Genomic DNA, 17,580 nt, shown 5'->3' with positions numbered 1-17,580 from the left:
TTTCTGCGTTTAATTTAAACAAACAGGTGTTTTTAGAGTAATTGATGGGGAATATATAGAATAGAAACAAAAAATGCCAACCTTATGGTTGGCATTTTTTTAAAACAGCATCAAATTACAGTTTTTTGTCATCAATTACATTTATAGAGACCGACGTAACTAGACCTGATGTTGCCTTCAAGTTAACGGTTAATGAACCACTGGTTTTATCATTTCTTGCGTCTATTGGCTCTCTTGTTATACCAAAAGAAACACTCATAGGCACTTTGCTTGTAGTATTAGGAAAAATATAGCTATTTGAGCCAGTTAAAATACCATTTTCTGAAGTGATACTTACCTCACTTCCTACTGGTAATGGGTTATTGTAAAGATCTGCAATAAATACTGTTAACCCAAGATTATTAACACCAGAAGCTTCTGTTAAATCAATTGCTGTTACTTCACACATTAATTGACCAGATGCATTACGTATAAAAGGGCTCTCACTATTGCTATTTACACGTACTAAAGATGCTGAAGCGCCTGTCATTGAAGAGCATTCATCACTAATAATAACCTTATCATTACCATCAACTAAGCCTACAGTATCAAAGTCATCATCAAGGTCATCTACAAAAGTAACAACTCTGAAAAATGCAGCATCACCAGACATAACAATTTCTTGGTTTTGAAATACATTAACTAGGTCGCGACTACACAAGTTAATAGCAACATCTTCTGGCCGACATAATAAACCATTGTACATACTGTTACCTGTTGTCCACAGTCCATCATTATCAAAGTCTATAAACTCTTCAAATTCATCACCTTTAGAATTATTTACCGAACAATGATCTGCTGGTGCATTACAATCTTTACCACCATAAGTACCATCTTCATTATTATCAATAAATGCCTCTGGAATATCAAAGAGCTCACTAAAAAAGTCTTGGCTATCGAAGTACCCATTACCATTTAGATCTGAGAATGTTTCTTCACCTATAGCATAAGCAAGCACTGTTGCTCTGCCGCCTAAAGGTAGATCAACACTGTAGTCATTATTCAAAATACCTAATGGACACGGCAAGCCTCTATCACACTTCTGTGCAATTGTATTTTCATACATAGCATTAGTGAATGGACGAGGGTTACTGCTACGCCATGTTACAGAGCAAGCGCCATTTGAAGTCGTGCAACTTGGCTCTATAACACCACCTTCAGTAATAAAGCTTACAGCGGTACCATCGGGTACAGGGTTATTGAAATGATCTGCTAGTCTTGCATTAACGGTCACCTCACTGCCATCAACGTTAAACCCATGTACGTTAAAAATAGAACGTGATAACGAAAAGCTATTTTGATCTGCAATCCCGGTACTCACTATTAAAACATCAGAAGGTGCTGTAACGGTTACTGTTTCACTATTTATTTTTTCTTCACTTGAAGCGAGTACTTTTACCGGGGTAGGTATTACCCCCGACTGCACAACAGTATAAACTTCGCCATTAATATTGGTAAACCCTGAGGTTTGACCTAGTTTTAATCCACCTACTGTTGTGGACAGTTTAAAGTTTACTGTTCTTGACGCTAATGGATTACCATTTTCATCTATCAGTTTAAAATGCACTTCAGAGCTTTCTTTACGGTTCGCCCCACCTGTACCTTTTAATGAAATAATAGGCTCTGTTACCTTTACAAACTCTATATAACCAACATTTGCAGCAGATACATTCAGTGTTGTAGTACCTGATACGGTATTACCACCAGTAATTACCGTAGCCGTAACAACATCAGGACCTATACACCCTTGCGCTCTATAAGTTGATCTCGCTACACCACCAATACTTGTTACTAATTTATCAATAACAGCTAAACCAGCATCAACACACCCGGAAGAAAACTCAACTTCTAACGGTAATAGATATGCTGTGTTATTTTTAGTTAAGTCTACAGAGATTAGCGCAGTTGAACCTGCTGCAAGTACTTCATTTACAGCTAAAGAACTCGCTACAGCAATATCAATATCAACTGCTGCAATTTGAAATGCTTTAGTAAGGTTGCTATTTAAAACAGATACGGTAATTTCACCGGCACCAACATCTCGGCCAGGGATTATATCTAGCAAAGCGATACCGTTTTCATCAGTGATCGCGGTTCCCGTATTTGGTGAAATTGAGCCAATCGTGGTAGTTGCAGTAACTAACGTTTGTGCTAGCGCTGTAGTCGAGTCTTTCTTATTTACCTGTATATAAAGAATCCCTACAGAATCACCTGAGATACTGGCAGTTTCTTCACACGAGTTTACATTTCTGATTGTTTTAAAGTCTGAGGGGCAATTTTTTAATATGCTAAAACTTATATCTGCACTGCTTTGATTAGGATCGATAGCATCGCCACGAGTATAAAAACCTAATTTAGCTTCAACAGCCTCAAACTGTGCTGTAACAATGCCTGCACCTTCAACAGTCCCAGAAGTAAGATTTAGTTTTGCAACTCCCTCTGCATCAGTTAAGGCAGTACCAGAACTCGGTAATAAGCTCCCTAAAGTTGAGCTAAATGTTACAACTTTACCTACAGCAGGCATGCCGTTTACATCTAAAATGGTCGCCTCAACCAAACCACTATCAGTTGCGCTAATTTCACTTATTTGTGTTAAATTTGTAGAAGATAGTAAACTTAAATCTATAGTGAAATCATTAGATGTACCAGGAGGAGGCGCATCACCTTTAGATGTATAAGTGAAAGAATTCGAATCAAATGCAGTATTTTCGTCAAGCTTATAAGTAGCAGAAATTATACCAGCACCTGCCTCAATGCCTGTTAGTAAGTCTACTTTTGCGATACCTTCAGCATCTGTCATTGCGGTACCGTTTGATGGATTGATTTTACCAAAGCCCGACAAATCAAATTGAATTAATTGATATGCACTTGGTTGTCCATCTACTAATAACTTTGCTTGTGCTACTGCTGGATGTTCAAAATCAACCATTCTTGTTTCTGTGCCATCTGAAGCTATTAAATTAACTGTTAGCTGTGCTTTTTCAACAATAACTGCTTCAAAGTCAAATGGTTCAGATGAGTAAGTTTGTCCTTGATTGATGTAGCGAACAACTACACTTGAAGCTCCGGCTACATTACCAGAGGTTAACTCAATTTGAGCTACACCTGAATTATCTGTTAACACACTTCCAGATTCTGGATTCAAAGCACCTATATTTCCATCAAGAGCAAAAGTCACGCTTTTACCAGTTACAGGAGCACCAATATCATCAAGTACAGTGGCTTTTAAATCTAGTGCTTCTAAACTGGTTACAGTATTTGATTGAGCACCTGTTTCTTTTGAATAACCTTGAATACTCAACGTATAAGCAACTTGATCGCCACTTGATTGAAATGAAAATGTATCTTTATAACTCACACCATTGATTGTATACGATGCTGTAACTTCACCTGCCCCGGCTTTTTCTCCTGCTGTAAGCTTTATTACTGCAATACCTGTATTGTCTGTAATAGCTGTTCCTGATGTAGGATTTAGCTTGCCAATATCATCCACTAAGCTAAACACTACGCGCTCACCAGTAACTGCCTTACCTTCTTTAGTCAGTATCGCATGCAAATCTAATGGCTGCTCAGCGGTTACACTATTAGATTCACTACCATCTAATTTAGAGTACCCTTTTAAAAGCAATTTATAAGCTTCTTGGCCACCAGTAGATTGAAATGAAAATGTATCACTATACGTTACACCATTTATTGTATAACTGGCAGTGACTCCACCTGCTCCGGCTTCCTCTCCTGCACCAAGTTCTATCTTAGCAATACCAGTGTTATCTGTGATAGCTGTTCCTGATGTAGGATTTAGCTTGCCGATACTGTCTGCTAAGGTGAAAGTAATACGCTCTCCTGTAACAGCAATACCTTCTTTAGTTAACGTTGCATGTAAATTTAAAGGCGAACCTGCAGAAACAGTGTTTGATTTACTTCCGTCTGCTTGTGAAAACCCTTCTAAAGATAAAATAAATAAACTTGTATCATTACCCCCTGCATCTCCTGCAGACTCGAATGCAAATTGACTAGTATACGTTTCTCCATCAACTGTATAGCTTGCAGTAACAACACCAGCCCCTTTTACTGTACCAGCGGTAAGGTCTAATGTTGCAATACCATCGCCTTTTGTTAATGCACTACCAGAGCTAGGGTTCAATACACCTACTTCATCTGCAAGCGTAAAAATAACTCTTGCACCATTCACTGCAGAGCCATCTTTTTCAAGCTTTGCTTTGAGCTCTATAGCTGAGTTTGCAGACACTCTATTTGATTTACTACCATCAGATTTTGAGAAGCCCTCTAATGATAAAGTAAATAAATTTGAACCACTGCCATCCGCATCCCCTGCAGACTCGAATGAAAACTGGCTAGAATACGTAGCGCCGTTAACTGTATAACTAGCAGTAACAACACCAGCTCCTTTTACTGTACCCGCGGTAAGATCTAATGTTGCAATACCGTCGTCTTTTGTTAACGCACTACCAGAGCTAGGGTTTAATACACCAACTTCATCTGCCAATGTAAAAGTAACTCTTGCGCCAGTTACTGCAGAGCCATCTTTTTCAAGTTTGGCTTTGAGTTCAATTACTGAACTTGCAGACACTCTATTTGATTTACTACCATCTGACTTTGAATAGCCTTCTAATGCTAAAGAAAATAAGCTTGGATCATTAATATCAGCATCCCCTGCTGACTCGAAATCAAACTGACTAGTATATGTTTCGCCATCAACTGTATAACTAGCAGTAACAGCTCCAGCTCCTTTTACGGTGCCTACAGTTAATTCTATGTTCGCAACACCATCATCTTTTGTTAAAGCGCTGCCAGAGTTTGGGTTCAATACCCCTACATCATCTGATAATGTAAAAGTAATTCTTGCGCCACTAACTGGTACGCCATTTTTAACAAGTTTAGCCCGTAAATCTAGCGCAGAGGCAGCTGTAACAGTATTCGATGCGCTGCCATCCTCTTGGGAGTAGCCTTGAAGCGTAACGGCGTAGGTGGGTACATCAGGTGTTGTTCCTCCGTTACCATCACCTATACTGCCCTCCTTTTCAAGTGAGCCACCACCACCACAAGCTGTGATAAAAAAGCTGAGCATCATAATGCTTAGCAGTCGTGTTAAAGGCATAAACCTCTCCCTAGCGTTATTATTATTAACTTTGTATTGTTTACCTCATGTTAACCTATAACTTAGTCTAAAATCACAGTTTTTTGATACTTTCTTTGATAAAAAAATTTAAATTATTAATAAATTTTTCTGTATAAATATTTACATGCTGGTAGGCTGTGCCAAATTTATAAAAAATAGATTGGAAATATGTCGAAAATACGTTCAATGAGCTTAACAACTCGCATAATGATAGGCATGGCACTTGGTGTTGCCGTAGGCTTTTTATTTCAAGCTATATTAGCTGGTGAAGACGATTACCTAATACCACTTGGGTTATTCTCTTTGCCAATTAAAGCTTTTTTTGTTGATGGGATTTTTCACATTGGTGGGCAAATATTTATTGCCAGCTTAAAAATGCTGGTTGTTCCTTTAGTATTTGTATCTTTAGTGTGTGGCACATGTAGCTTAAGCGATCCTAAAAAATTAGGCAGTTTGGGTGGTAAATCAATTGGTTTATATTTAATTACCACAGCCTTAGCTATTACTCTGGCTATTACTTTGGCTTTACTGTTTAGCCCTGGCGTAGGTATTGACTTGCCAACAGATGCAAGTTACGACGTATCTGAGGCACCTACCTTAGCGCGCGTTATTATTGATATGTTTCCAACCAACCCTTTTGAAGCTATGGCAAAAGGTAATATGCTTCAAGTTATTGTTTTCGCATTACTGTTTGGTATTGCTATGGCACTTAGTGGTAATGCAGGAAAACGCGTAGCGGTGGTTTTTGAAGACCTTAATACGGTAATTTTAAAACTAGTTACTTTGTTAATGAACGTTGCGCCTTACGGGGTGTTTTTCTTAATGGCAAAGTTATTTACTACCATAGAGTTAAACTTAATTGTTAGCTTGGCTAAGTACTTTTTTGTAGTGGTTGCCGCTTTATTATTACATGCGTTTGTAAATTACAGTTTGTTATTAAAACTATTGACTGGTTTAAACCCTGTAACTTTTTTAAAGAAAATGAAACACGCCTGTTTGTTTGGTTTTAGTACTTCAAGTTCAAGTGCAACTATGCCAATTACTCTTGAAACAGCCACTAAAAAACTCGGGGTTAATAACTCTGTTGCTTCATTTACTATTCCGCTAGGTGCAACCATAAACATGGATGGCACTGCCATTATGCAAGGGGTTGCCACTGTATTTATTGCACAAGTGTTTAGTGTTGATTTAACCATTTCTGATTACTTAATGGTAATTTTAACGGCTACGTTAGCGTCTGTTGGCACGGCCGGCGTACCGGGTGTTGGCTTAATTATGTTAGCAATGGTACTTAATCAAGTAGGCCTACCAGTAGAGGGTATTGCAATAATTATTGGTGTAGATAGATTGCTAGATATGACCCGCACTGCAGTTAATATTACGGGTGACTGTATGGTTACCTGTGTGGTTGCTAAATCTGAAGGTCAGCTAGATGAATCTATTTATAATGACCCAAATGCAGCGAAAGATTTAGAAAACATAAGTAAATCTATGAATTAGTAAATAACTTCGCATTAAAAAACCCTTGATTAATTCAAGGGTTTTTTATTGGCCAAAGCTAATTAAGCTTAAAGTAATCCACTATTTATGGATTTAATGATTTAAACTTAGAAACTAAATTAACCCCTGCCTTATTAACTGCACTACTAAAGCCAAGTGCTAACTTGTCACTTAAACCTTTTTTAATCTTATATTTAATCTTATAAATTTGACGCTCATCTTGTTGTTCAAGCAAAGCATCATCACTGGTTTTTATAACATCCACCAAGCCTTTCTCTATTGCTTGAGTTGCAAACCAATGCTCACCTGTAGCCACTGAGCTTATATCTAAACTTGGGCGCTGCGTGCTTACGAAAGTTTTGAATAAGCCATGAGTTTGCTCAATTTCTTCACGAAACTTTTCACGCGCTTTATCGGTGTTCTCACCAAATAAAGTAAGAGTACGTTTAAACTCCCCCGCAGTAATTTGCTCAAATTCAACATCGTTTTTCTTTAATATTTTATTAAAGTTAGGTATTTGCGCTATTACGCCAATCGAGCCTACAATAGCAAATGGCGCTGCAATAATTTCATCAGCAACACAGGCCATCATATAACCACCGCTTGCTGCTACTTTATCTATAGCAACACTCAAAGGTATACCTGCATTTTTAATGCGCTGTAACTGTGAAGCTGCAAGTCCATAACCATGCACTACCCCACCTCCACTTTCTAAGCGAATAAGTACTTTATCTTTACTCGCATCAGCAATAGAAATAATAGCAGTTATTTCCTCTCTTAAACTCTCTACTTCATGTGCATCCATACTGCCTATAAAGTCAACCACATATAATCGCGGTTTTGGCTCTTTACTGTCATTTTTTTTATTGTCTGCCTTAAGCTTTTTTTGATGTGCTTTAAGTTCTTTTTTACCTAAAGTATTGTGTAAAAAGCTTTGTTTAATATTATCTAGTTGCTCAGAAATATTATCTATTTGTATTTCACCCTTTTTAGCTTTTGGCTTAACTGCCGCGCCAACTATCAGCATTAAAATGATGGCTATAGCAATAACAAAAGTAACCGTTTTAGCGAAAAACAAACCGTATTCGTATAAAAATTCCAACACTTTTCTCCATTTATAAATTTCAGCTAATTTAGCATGCTTTTTAACAAAAAAAAGCCACTAAACAGTGGCTTTGGTTACTTAATTGCGTTGTAAGCTATTAATCGGTCACAACATCACTATTTGTAATTAACAACAAACGACCACGAGCGGCTAAGTAAGTTGCAATTTGCAATTGCATTTCAGAGTTAGCAGCAAAGCTACCTGCAGCATCCGATCCCGCCTCTTCACTAGGCGCTGGTGTTAATACTGAACCATGATGCCCTTTTGTAAATTTAACTAAATAGCTAGACGGCGTGGCACTAGGTGCTTGTGATGTGCTCACTGTTTCTAAGCCCATAAAGTTGGCCAGTGGTAAACTACCTGCAAGCGGATTGCTAGCAACACTTGGAGGTATAACTTGGTCTGGCTTATTGCCTGCGCCATCGCCCACTACCACGTTCATATATACAGGCGTTTCGAGTGCTTTAACGGTTGCGGCATAATTAGTTGGGTCGCCACTATCTAGTGCAGTTTGTGCTGCAAAAGCAAATTGTGTCATTACGCCTTTAATATTTGCCAGCTTACCCGTTTCGCCAGCCATAGTTAAAGCCGTTGCATATTCGGTGTAACCACATGATAGGAAATCTTGCATATTTGGCAGTAATACACCGCAGTTAGAAATTGCATCACCTTGTAAAAATGCATTAAATTCCGTTGCTTCGGTTGTACCTGCTTGTGATAACACCGAGCCTTGAATAAATGGGCCAAACGCAGGTGATTCTAATAAGAAACTGGCAATACCACCGCCGCCACTTGCAAGCGCAACTGTATTAACGTTAAACAGTGGGTCAAGTGTTTCAGCCATTGGGCTATTTGCTTGGGCAATAAACGCCGGCGCTACAATTGAACCCAGTGAGTGACCAACATAGCTCACATCTTTACTGTTTATACTTGTATCATTAATAAAGTTTAGACCAAGACGCAAGCCTAATAAGTCGGCGCTTGATTGACGTAGACTATCACGGGCAACAAGCAGTGAGCTTAGGTTCATATAACTAAGTACCGAACCTGTGGTTGCATTAAAGTCATCGTTACCGTCTGCATCTACGTCAATTCCTCGCTCGCCATGGCGCGGGTGATCAATTGCAATTGTGGCAAAACCCTGAATAGAAAGCTGCGCCGTTAATGTCAGCATGGTTTCTTTATTGGTAGTAATACCGTGCTGCATAATAACCACAGGCCAGCCACTTTCAGGCATAGCAATAGGTGCTAATTGTAAACTTGCGCGCACACCATTAATTATAGGCAAAATAGGTTTAGTCACTTGCACTGGCACATTGGCCATACTTTGCACTTTAGGAATTGAATTATATTTGGTTAAATGACGCGTGCTATCTAACCCTAAATCACGTAATTTACCACCGCTTAATGCGGCACATGCGCCGTCATTTTCACTAATTGGATCAGTAGGAAATGCAGCACCTGCTTGTGCTTTATAACCCAATACAGCAACTGCGTTATCACACATGCCTTGCCAATAAGTGTCGTCTAAATCGCTAATTTCTTTACCTGTAGGCGTACCTAAATACATAGGTAACATAATGCTACCTTTTTGGTATTGCACACCTTGAAAGGCATCACTAACAGTAACACCTTGTGATTGAAATACTTGCTGTACATTTACCATTGGCTGAGTAGGTACAGTAATTGCTGGTGTCGGTAAATTTGGATTTTGCAGGCTCGCTGCTAATAACTTTTTAATTGTACCAAGCACAGGGCCTGCCGATTGCATGGTCATTGCAGCAGAAAAAATAATTTCATCTTTAGTAATATTGCCTGAACTAACAACCACATTTTCGTAGCTATTAACAGCCCCCTGTAGCGCTAGTTGTGATGGCGTAATTAACGGCGCTTCTTGTTTTACTGTAGCGTAAGTAGATGACGGCTCAATAGCGCGCCCTTGTGAGTCTTTAAGCTCTGTGGTTAATACATTAATATAAGAGCTGCCGGCTTTAAATGGCTTAAGTGGAATAACCGCCACCGCATCACCAGATGCTTGGGTGATAAAGTCCACACCAAATTGTAGTTCACCTACTAATTTACAGGCAGCACCTGCAGGTGCTTGTGAGCATTGTTCATCTGTTAAACTTGCTCCCATTATTACTTCAAAAATACGTACTGAACCTGGTGTACCTGCAGAGGTGGCATCTAGGCTTACATTTGGTGGGAAAGTTAAATCTATTTTAAAAGGAACTTGAGTAGACCAGCCATCAAGCGCACCTAGTGCAAGTTGAGGGTTAGCATAAGCAGCACGAGGAATTGACACATTAGCGTCATTTAACTCCCCAGGAATATTTAAAGTACCATCTTGGGTACCGCTCATTAATAAATCATTGGGTACAGATATAACCCCATTAGCGGGATCAAACTTTACCGTCGCCTTTGGGATAACTGTAACCGAATCGTTTTTAACATCTTCTAGCGTTTCTCCGCCGCCACAACCTGCAAGAGCAGCTGTAACCGAGAGTGAGAGTAGCATTTTTTTCATATTGTTGGCTCCGCACATATCTTATTTTTATAGTGTGTTTATTAAGTATATTAAGTTAAAACAATGTAATCAGTTTATTAATGAGACATTAGACCAGTTAAACTTAACGTAAACTTTCTACTTTCGCCACCTAAATTTACAATAAATTCGATTACTTAATGTTTTGCTATGTTAAAATCAAAAAAAATTCATCCATGGGTACTTTTATGAACACCTATCAAGCTGCTGAAAATGCACTTAAAGATAAAGTTATTTTAATCACCGGCGCAGGTGATGGAATTGGCCGAGTAGCTGCAATTACATACGCTAAATACGGCGCAACTGTTATTTTATTAGGCAAAACAACTAATAAACTAGAATGTGTTTATGATGAAATTGTTAAAGCAGGTTATCCTCAACCGGCAATAGTCCCTATGGATTTAAAAGGCGCAACTAAGCAAAACTACCGCGATCTAGCTGCCACTATAGAGTCTCAATTTGGCTGTCTTGATGGTTTATTAAATAATGCTGGCATTTTAGGCACGTTAGGGCCACTTGAGCACTTTTGCTCGTCAACCTTTGAAAACATAATGAAGGTTAATGTCACCGCGCAAGCTATGATCACTAAAGCACTGTTTCCGGTACTGCGCAAATCTAAAAATGCATCCGTGGTATTTACATCATCTGGCGTGGGCCGTAAAGGTCGCGAATTTTGGGGGCCTTATGCTATTTCTAAATTTGCTGTAGAGGGCATGATGCAAACATGGGCATGTGAAGTAGGTAAAACCAATATACGTATTAATTGTATTAACCCTGGTGCTACACGCACTTCAATGCGCGCTAGTGCTTATCCTGGTGAAGACCGAGATAAACTTGCAACACCTGAAGACTTAATGCCTACTTACTTATATTTAATGAGTGATGATTCGAGTAATGTGAATGGCGAGTCGCTTGACGCTCAAGTAAAAAAATAGCTATTACTCTAATGTAGATACAAAAAAGCCGCTCAAAATTTTGAGCGGCTTTTTTAATGTCTAACTAATTTAACTAATTTAACTAAATAGCAGGTTACTTACGTTTAGTTGGTTTAACACGCTGATTGTGCTTTTTAACCGCTTTACGTATTTGGTTTATTTTGGCACGCTTATCTTTGCGTTTTTCAGGCATTACAGAAAGCTTAGTTTGTGTTTCACGTCCTAACTTAACTGTTTTTCGTAAATAGTTTACAGTGTCTAGGTCGTATTCAATCCAACCACCTTGTGGTACGCGCTTATCCAGCTCTAACTTACCGTAACGAATACGGATCAGGCGAGAAACTTCCACCTCTTGTGATTGCCATAAACGACGAACTTCTCGGTTACGTCCTTCATTAAGCGTTACATTGTACCAACGGTTTATACCTTCGCCGCCCATAGGGTTAACCGTTAGAAATTTTGCTGGGCCATCTTCAAGTTCAACACCACGGGTTAAGTTTTTAATGGTTTCTTTGGTTACTTCACCAAATACACGGGCTGAGTATTCACGTTCAACCTCGTAACTTGGGTGCATGAGTCGGTTTGCTAATTCACCATCGTTAGTAAATAGCATCAAGCCTGCGGTATTAATATCTAATCGGCCAACCGCAATCCAGCGCTCGCCATCAATACGAGGGAGTCGGTCAAATACAGTACGACGACCTTCAGGATCTTTACGCGTGCTTAACTCACCTTCAGGCTTGTTATACATAATTACGCGACAAATTCTATCCGCTTTTTCTTCAATTTTTACTGTATGGCCATCAACGCGAATTGAATCTGTTTCTTCAACACGATCGCCTAATTTAGCCACTTTGCCGTTAACGCTAACGCGGTTTGCATCAATGTATTTTTCCATTTCACGGCGTGAGCCTACGCCAGCACGGGCTAGGACTTTTTGTAACTTTTCACCTTGTATAACACTCATTCGGATGGTTCTCTCACAGAAGGATCACTTAATAACTGGTTAATTTTACTTTGCTGTTGCTCTGGCAAGGCAGGTAAATTATCTAAACCTGTTATCGAAAAATAATCTAAAAATTGTTTAGTAGTCGCATATAGCGCCGGCTTACCCGGCACTTCTTTGTGGCCTACCACTTTAACCCACTCTCTTTCGAGTAGTGTTTTAATAATATTTGACCCCGTAGTAACACCACGCACTTGTTCAATTTCGGCGCGTGTAATTGGCTGCCTATAAGCAATTAGCGATAATGTTTCGAGCAAAGCACGCGAATATTTGGGCGCGCGTTCTTGCCATAAATTACTTAGCCAAGGGCTTAAGCTACTACATGCCTGAAAACGATAACCACTGCCTACTTCTACCAAACGAATACCACGGGTCTGAAAATGTGTTTGTATTGCTATTATTGCATCGTTTATACGCACCATAGATATTGCTAAATCGGCTAAAACAACATCCTTTAGATGACGTTTACTTAATGGTTTGTCAGCAACAAAAATCGCCGCTTCAATGATCTCAATTAATTGCTCATCACTAACTCGCCGACCCACCATAAACGCTCTTAAACTAATAAACACACACAGCCAACTATTATGCCAGAACTACAGCAAAGTAGGAAAACATATCGAGCAATTTAGTAAATCAAAGCCACAAAAAAAGCCAGTGCACAGCACTGGCTCCTTCCTCACACTTTAAAATGGTGTGCTTAGCTGTTATTGGCGCTTTTAAGTGCGTCGTCTTCAGCGACTGTATTGCCATATTTTTTTATGTAAGTTACAAATTCACGTTTGCTAACACGCTTGTCTTTATTTACATCCATATAGCCAAAGTGATTTGAAATATCATCATCGTCTGCTTCTTCAACCGAAATATAGCCACTTTTATCGTTATCTAAACTCGAGAAACTGCTTTGTATTTTATCAAATTTAGTAATATCCGCTTTAAATGCTGATTCGCTTACTTCACTGTCTGTGGCAACTTTTCCGGTATTTAATTGCATGTACGCATTAAATTCATTGCGACTTATTTGATTATCCATATTTGTATCAATATTTGAAAAGTGTTGCCAAATATTATCGTCATCGGCTTCAACTTTCGAAATAAAACCATCACTATCGTTATCTAAACTTGCAAAGTCACTATCAATTTTGTCTAACCCTTGGTTAGACGCACAAGCTGCTAAGCTTAACGTTGCTAAAATAGTAGAGGCTAATGTTAACTTTTTCATAAGACGTATCCTTGTAGTTAATTAATGTCACTTTAACTAATACAAGTTAAATGCCAAAAACACTAACCCCTTAAAATCAATTGGTTACAACAAAAGCATAAATAAAAAAACTAACGTAGCGCATTATAGTAATGAAAGCTTTGCTTCATGCCTTGTAATTTTTGCACAAAATATTGGTGTAATACCGGACATTACAGCGAGTGTTTTTACACTTAAAAGTTCAGCCAATAACTTCCTTGTTTCGGGCGTGTTATGTAAGTGTATTTACTGATATAATTTAACGCATTATATAGAACCAATTTTAAGGTATATGCTATGAAAGTGATTTCTTTCAATATCAATGGTCTGCGTGCGCGTCTTCATCAATTACAAGCTATTATCGACAAACATCAACCCGATATTATTGGCCTACAAGAAATTAAAGTTCATGACGAGGCATTCCCACTAGAAGATGTACAAAAAATGGGATATCACGTTTATTATCATGGCCAAAAAGCCCATTACGGCGTAGCTATGTTATGCAAAAAAGAACCTAAATCGGTATTTAAAGGCTTTGCCACTGATACTGAAGAATCACAAAAACGCATGATCAGTGTTACCGTAGAGCAAGACAATGGCCGTGATTTAACGGTAATGAATGGTTATTTCCCGCAAGGTGAAAACATTAATCACGAAACCAAGTTCCCGTATAAACGTCAGTTTTATAAAGATTTAATGACCCACCTGCAAACAAATCATACCCCTGATGAAGACGTGATTGTAATGGGCGATATTAATATTTCACCTACCAACCTAGATATAGGTATTGGCGAAGTAAATGCTAAACGTTGGTTAAAAACCGGTAAATGTTCTTTTCAACCGATAGAGCGTGAATGGCTGGCAACATTACTTAATTGGGGCTTTAAAGACACCTTTAGAGAGCAAAACCCAGAAACCAGCGATCAATACTCGTGGTTTGACTACCGCTCAAAAGGGTTTTTAGATAACCGTGGCCTACGAATTGATGTTGTACTTGCAACACATGAGCTAGCCGCGCGTTGTATAGACACAGGTATAGATTACGAATTACGTGGCATCGAAAAGCCATCGGATCATGCCCCTATTTGGTCTGAATTTAAATAACCCTATGCTTAGCCTCCCAATGCAAGGGCTACTTTGGGCCCTTGTAATCGCTATAAGCTTATTTAGTATTGATAAAGCGACCTATAAAGCACTCTACAATGTACCCATACGCCAAACAGGAGTACTTGCATGTGCGTTGGTGTTTGCTGTTTTATGGCGCATTAAAGCTGGCATTTTAACGGGCCTTGATTTACATATTTTAGGTATTACTGCAGCTACACTTATACTCGGTTGGCGTTTAACTATTTTAAGTAGTGTTCTGGCAACGGCGCTATTAGCCGCATTTGGTTTAATTGAGTTTAAGTTACTGCCAGTGCAATTGCTTATTGGCGCATTTATTCCTATTTTATTGAGCTACTTGGCTTTTATTGTTAGTTATCAGTATTTACCGCGCCACTTTTTTGTTTATATATTTGTATGTGCGTTTATTACGGCTGGGTTTATCGCCTGTATAAAAATAGCTTTAGGGGCATTATTTTATCTTGCTATTGGTCAATATAGCTGGCAACAATTAGCAGATAATTACGTTTACTTAAGCGCTATTATTTGGCTGCCAGAAGCCATGTTAAACGGTATGGCTATTACAATTATGATCACTTATCGCCCACATTGGGTAAAAACTTTTTACGATAAGGACTACCTAGGCTCATGAGTCTTGAATATAGCTGCCCACTGTGTAGCAACTTACTAATAAAAACAGCTAATATGCTTCGCTGTGAAAACAACCATAGTTTTGACTTTGCAAAAGAAGGCTATGTAAATTTATTGCCTGTACAGCAAAAAAACTCAAAACAACCTGGTGACTCATTAGAAATGGTGCAAGCTAGGCGCGCTTTTTTAGAGCGCAACTATTATGCCTTTTTACAGCACAAACTTGGCCAAATTATTAGTAATATAGCAGCTAATAATATTATTGACTTAGGGTGTGGTGAAGGATTTTATACCCAAGCTTTAGCTAGTAATACCCAAGCTACTGTGTACGGGGTTGATATATCGAAGGCGGCGGTAAAATATGCGGCAAAACGCTACAGCAATTGTCACTTTAGCGTGGCATCCATTAGCCAAGCACCTTTTAAAAGCTACTTTGCCGATGTATTGGTCAGTGTATTCGCACCATTATTTACTCAAGAACTAGCAAGACTTGCTAAACCCGGTTCAACACTCGTAGTGGCAAGCCCCGGACCTCAGCATTTAAAAGAGTTAAAAGAGTATATTTACTCAAGTGTTAATGAACATACACAAATAGAAGTACCTGCAATGTTTACACAAACATCGCAAACACTCATCACTGAGCAAGTTACCTTAAACTTTAGCGACGTTAAAAACTTAATAATGATGACACCATTCGCGTGGAAGTTCAGACCCGAGCACTGGCTAGCACTCGAAGAAAAAGGTGAACATAATGTCACCTTATCGTTTTATATTACACAATTCACAAGAGATAAAAGCATAGCTGTTGCGCACATATAAAGGCAACAGGCGCTTAAAATTGCTCTTTAGTGAACGTTTTGTCCATTTTATCAAACATATCGTTAAGTAATTCTTCAAGCTCCAAGTAACGGGGCTTTTTTTCGCTGCGCTGTGCTTGATAGCCATTAGCCACCATTTTAGCATAAAGCTCGTTATACCAACGTTGCATAGCAGGCTCTAACTCGGTTTGCGCTCGTTTTCCTAACCATAACAAACCTTGTAAAGGGAGCGATATAAAAAAAAGCGCGCTTGCAATTGCTTGCGGTAAAAAGTCAGAGCCAAGGTAATTTAACTGAAAAAATAACGTTAGCATGGCTAATATTGGCATTACCGTAATCGCCAACTCTGTCGCCTTTATTACTTTAAACTCAGCAAACAAAGGAGCTAATTCTTTTCGCATTGGCCATTTTTTAGCGTACACACGCCCTATTTGTACTTGCGACATCACACTTTTTTGCATCATGACTCCTCATACATAATATCAACACTACCAATAACATTGGTTGTTATCATGATAGTGTAACACAAATTATTTTATATGGAATTTTCATAAAAACGCACTAAACGAGTAAACAATCACTCATACTTTAAGGCCTTTTGTTTGAACAGGTTTCGTCTCAATATTAATACATACGCTGTTAAGTGCTAAATGGATCTTTTCTAAACTAATAATTTTAAACATTATAATCAGTACGTTAAGCCACTTATACGCCACAATTCCCACAGTTATCCACAGAAAATGTGGACAACATAATTAACCTCACTTTTGCTAACGTAACCACAACTAGCTTAGTTGCTGTTACTGCTTTAATTTAAGGTTAATGATCTATACTATAACCTTATAGTTATTGCTGTTCGTCGGGCTTTTAATGTCAAAAAAAGCATTACAATTGCATAGTACAGTCGATACCGATTATATATTAGTAAAAAAACACACCGTAGATTTAGCTATTACCGCTTTGAAAAAAGATGGCTATAACGTAATTTTTGAGTGACTTATGAAACCGCAAACAATAGATTATTTAGCTCAGAATAAATTACCTCGTCATGCCATTAATATTACTAGCCCATTTTCAGGAAAAGTAATAGCACTTAACGAACACCCCGAACCACTTTTTCGCTTTGGCACATTAGGCCCAGGTATTATGGTACAGCTAAGCAACCATAAAATATTAGCCCCGTTTGACGGCACTTTGCTGCAGGCAAAAAATGCCGGCACCGAATTTATTTTACAAGCTAAAAACGGCCTAAAAGTACTGATTAATTTAACTATTGCGAGCTCGCAACACATTACCCATACCCACATAGCTCAGTTAAATGGTAGCAAAATAAGTAAAGGCCAACGCCTTGCTTATTTTGATTTACGCGAACTTGATACACCTATGCTAGCAAGTTTAATTTTGCTCAATGGCCACAGCCTAGGTACATTTCACTTTTCACACTTGCAGGTAAATGCGGGTGTCGATACTTTATTAACTATTATTAAAAAGAAGTAG

General features: G+C 38.6%; 13 protein-coding genes and 1 pseudogene. 7 read left to right on the top strand and 7 right to left on the bottom strand.

Going from position 1 to position 17,580, the window contains the following annotated elements:
* Positions 1–115: 115 nt before the first annotated feature.
* Entirely contained in the window at positions 116–5,158 is a 5,043-nt protein-coding gene (locus H5079_RS01735; RefSeq protein ID WP_259398035.1) for an Ig-like domain-containing protein, read from the bottom strand.
* A 189-nt stretch (positions 5,159–5,347) separates the two neighbouring features.
* Here H5079_RS01735 and H5079_RS01730 point away from each other — a divergent pair, with 189 nt between their 5' ends.
* Complete coding sequence (locus H5079_RS01730; RefSeq protein WP_182683284.1) at positions 5,348–6,679, top strand: dicarboxylate/amino acid:cation symporter; 1,332 nt, start codon at positions 5,348–5,350, stop codon at positions 6,677–6,679.
* Between the two features lie 85 nt (positions 6,680–6,764).
* On the opposite strand, the gene sohB is transcribed toward H5079_RS01730, so the two are convergent.
* Entirely contained in the window at positions 6,765–7,781 is a 1,017-nt protein-coding gene (sohB, locus tag H5079_RS01725; protein ID WP_058374553.1) for a protease SohB, read from the bottom strand.
* A gap of 100 nt (positions 7,782–7,881) precedes the next feature.
* Positions 7,882–10,311, bottom strand: a complete 2,430-nt coding sequence (locus tag H5079_RS01720; RefSeq protein ID WP_182683283.1) for a VolA/Pla-1 family phospholipase — start codon at positions 10,309–10,311, stop codon at positions 7,882–7,884.
* A gap of 206 nt (positions 10,312–10,517) precedes the next feature.
* On the opposite strand from H5079_RS01720, the gene H5079_RS01715 reads away from it, so the two are divergent.
* Entirely contained in the window at positions 10,518–11,264 is a 747-nt protein-coding gene (locus tag H5079_RS01715) for a YciK family oxidoreductase (protein ID WP_011328024.1), read from the top strand.
* A gap of 94 nt (positions 11,265–11,358) precedes the next feature.
* Here the strand turns inward: H5079_RS01715 and rluB are convergent, their stop codons facing one another.
* The 3 genes from rluB to H5079_RS01700 all read right to left on the bottom strand — a co-directional run bounded on the left by rluB (position 11,359) and on the right by H5079_RS01700 (position 13,492).
* Positions 11,359–12,231, bottom strand: coding sequence for a 23S rRNA pseudouridine(2605) synthase RluB (gene rluB / locus H5079_RS01710; protein ID WP_011328023.1), 873 nt, complete (start codon positions 12,229–12,231; stop codon positions 11,359–11,361).
* Complete coding sequence (gene scpB, locus H5079_RS01705) at positions 12,228–12,818, bottom strand: SMC-Scp complex subunit ScpB (RefSeq protein ID WP_182683282.1); 591 nt, start codon at positions 12,816–12,818, stop codon at positions 12,228–12,230. Before scpB ends, rluB begins: the two co-directional genes overlap by 4 nt.
* Positions 12,819–12,970: 152 nt before the next feature.
* Positions 12,971–13,492, bottom strand: coding sequence for an EF-hand domain-containing protein (locus tag H5079_RS01700; protein ID WP_182683281.1), 522 nt, complete (start codon positions 13,490–13,492; stop codon positions 12,971–12,973).
* 315 nt (positions 13,493–13,807) lie between these two features.
* Here H5079_RS01700 and xthA point away from each other — a divergent pair, with 315 nt between their 5' ends.
* The 3 genes from xthA to H5079_RS01685 are packed head-to-tail and all read left to right on the top strand — an operon-like array spanning position 13,808 to position 16,084.
* On the top strand, positions 13,808–14,614 hold the full coding sequence (gene xthA / locus H5079_RS01695) for an exodeoxyribonuclease III (protein ID WP_011328020.1): 807 nt from the start codon (positions 13,808–13,810) through the stop codon (positions 14,612–14,614).
* Positions 14,615–14,618: 4 nt separating this feature from the next.
* A complete protein-coding gene (locus tag H5079_RS01690; protein ID WP_182683280.1) occupies positions 14,619–15,266 on the top strand; it encodes an energy-coupling factor ABC transporter permease in 648 nt (215 codons plus the stop codon).
* A complete protein-coding gene (locus tag H5079_RS01685) occupies positions 15,263–16,084 on the top strand; it encodes a putative RNA methyltransferase (RefSeq protein WP_182683279.1) in 822 nt (273 codons plus the stop codon). Before H5079_RS01690 ends, H5079_RS01685 begins: the two co-directional genes overlap by 4 nt.
* A 13-nt stretch (positions 16,085–16,097) precedes the next feature.
* Here H5079_RS01685 and yfbV read toward each other — a convergent pair whose 3' ends face one another.
* On the bottom strand, positions 16,098–16,544 hold the full coding sequence (gene yfbV, locus H5079_RS01680; protein WP_011328017.1) for a terminus macrodomain insulation protein YfbV: 447 nt from the start codon (positions 16,542–16,544) through the stop codon (positions 16,098–16,100).
* Positions 16,545–16,980: 436 nt separating this feature from the next.
* Here yfbV and H5079_RS18495 point away from each other — a divergent pair.
* Both H5079_RS18495 and H5079_RS01675 read left to right on the top strand, forming a co-directional pair.
* Positions 16,981–17,079 (top strand): annotated as a pseudogene (locus tag H5079_RS18495) (ACT domain-containing protein); the annotation flags it as partial.
* Positions 17,080–17,082: 3 nt separating this feature from the next.
* A complete protein-coding gene (locus tag H5079_RS01675) occupies positions 17,083–17,580 on the top strand; it encodes a PTS glucose transporter subunit IIA (protein WP_011328014.1) in 498 nt (165 codons plus the stop codon).

This window comes from Pseudoalteromonas sp. SG44-5, from assembly GCF_014164175.1.
Classification (GTDB): domain Bacteria; phylum Pseudomonadota; class Gammaproteobacteria; order Enterobacterales; family Alteromonadaceae; genus Pseudoalteromonas; species Pseudoalteromonas nigrifaciens.
This window is presented reverse-complemented; position numbering and strand designations above follow the sequence as displayed.

Coding starts and splice junctions, on each gene's coding strand:
- H5079_RS01685 (WP_182683279.1), top strand. CDS start 15,263: ATGAGTCTTGAATATAGCTGCCCACTGTGTAGCAACTTACTAATAAAA.
- H5079_RS01700 (WP_182683281.1), bottom strand. CDS start 13,492: ATGAAAAAGTTAACATTAGCCTCTACTATTTTAGCAACGTTAAGCTTA.
- rluB (WP_011328023.1), bottom strand. CDS start 12,231: ATGAGTGTTATACAAGGTGAAAAGTTACAAAAAGTCCTAGCCCGTGCT.
- H5079_RS01720 (WP_182683283.1), bottom strand. CDS start 10,311: ATGAAAAAAATGCTACTCTCACTCTCGGTTACAGCTGCTCTTGCAGGT.
- H5079_RS01730 (WP_182683284.1), top strand. CDS start 5,348: ATGTCGAAAATACGTTCAATGAGCTTAACAACTCGCATAATGATAGGC.
- H5079_RS01675 (WP_011328014.1), top strand. CDS start 17,083: ATGAAACCGCAAACAATAGATTATTTAGCTCAGAATAAATTACCTCGT.
- H5079_RS01690 (WP_182683280.1), top strand. CDS start 14,619: ATGCTTAGCCTCCCAATGCAAGGGCTACTTTGGGCCCTTGTAATCGCT.
- scpB (WP_182683282.1), bottom strand. CDS start 12,818: ATGGTGGGTCGGCGAGTTAGTGATGAGCAATTAATTGAGATCATTGAA.
- xthA (WP_011328020.1), top strand. CDS start 13,808: ATGAAAGTGATTTCTTTCAATATCAATGGTCTGCGTGCGCGTCTTCAT.
- yfbV (WP_011328017.1), bottom strand. CDS start 16,544: ATGCAAAAAAGTGTGATGTCGCAAGTACAAATAGGGCGTGTGTACGCT.
- H5079_RS01715 (WP_011328024.1), top strand. CDS start 10,518: ATGAACACCTATCAAGCTGCTGAAAATGCACTTAAAGATAAAGTTATT.
- H5079_RS01735 (WP_259398035.1), bottom strand. CDS start 5,158: ATGCCTTTAACACGACTGCTAAGCATTATGATGCTCAGCTTTTTTATC.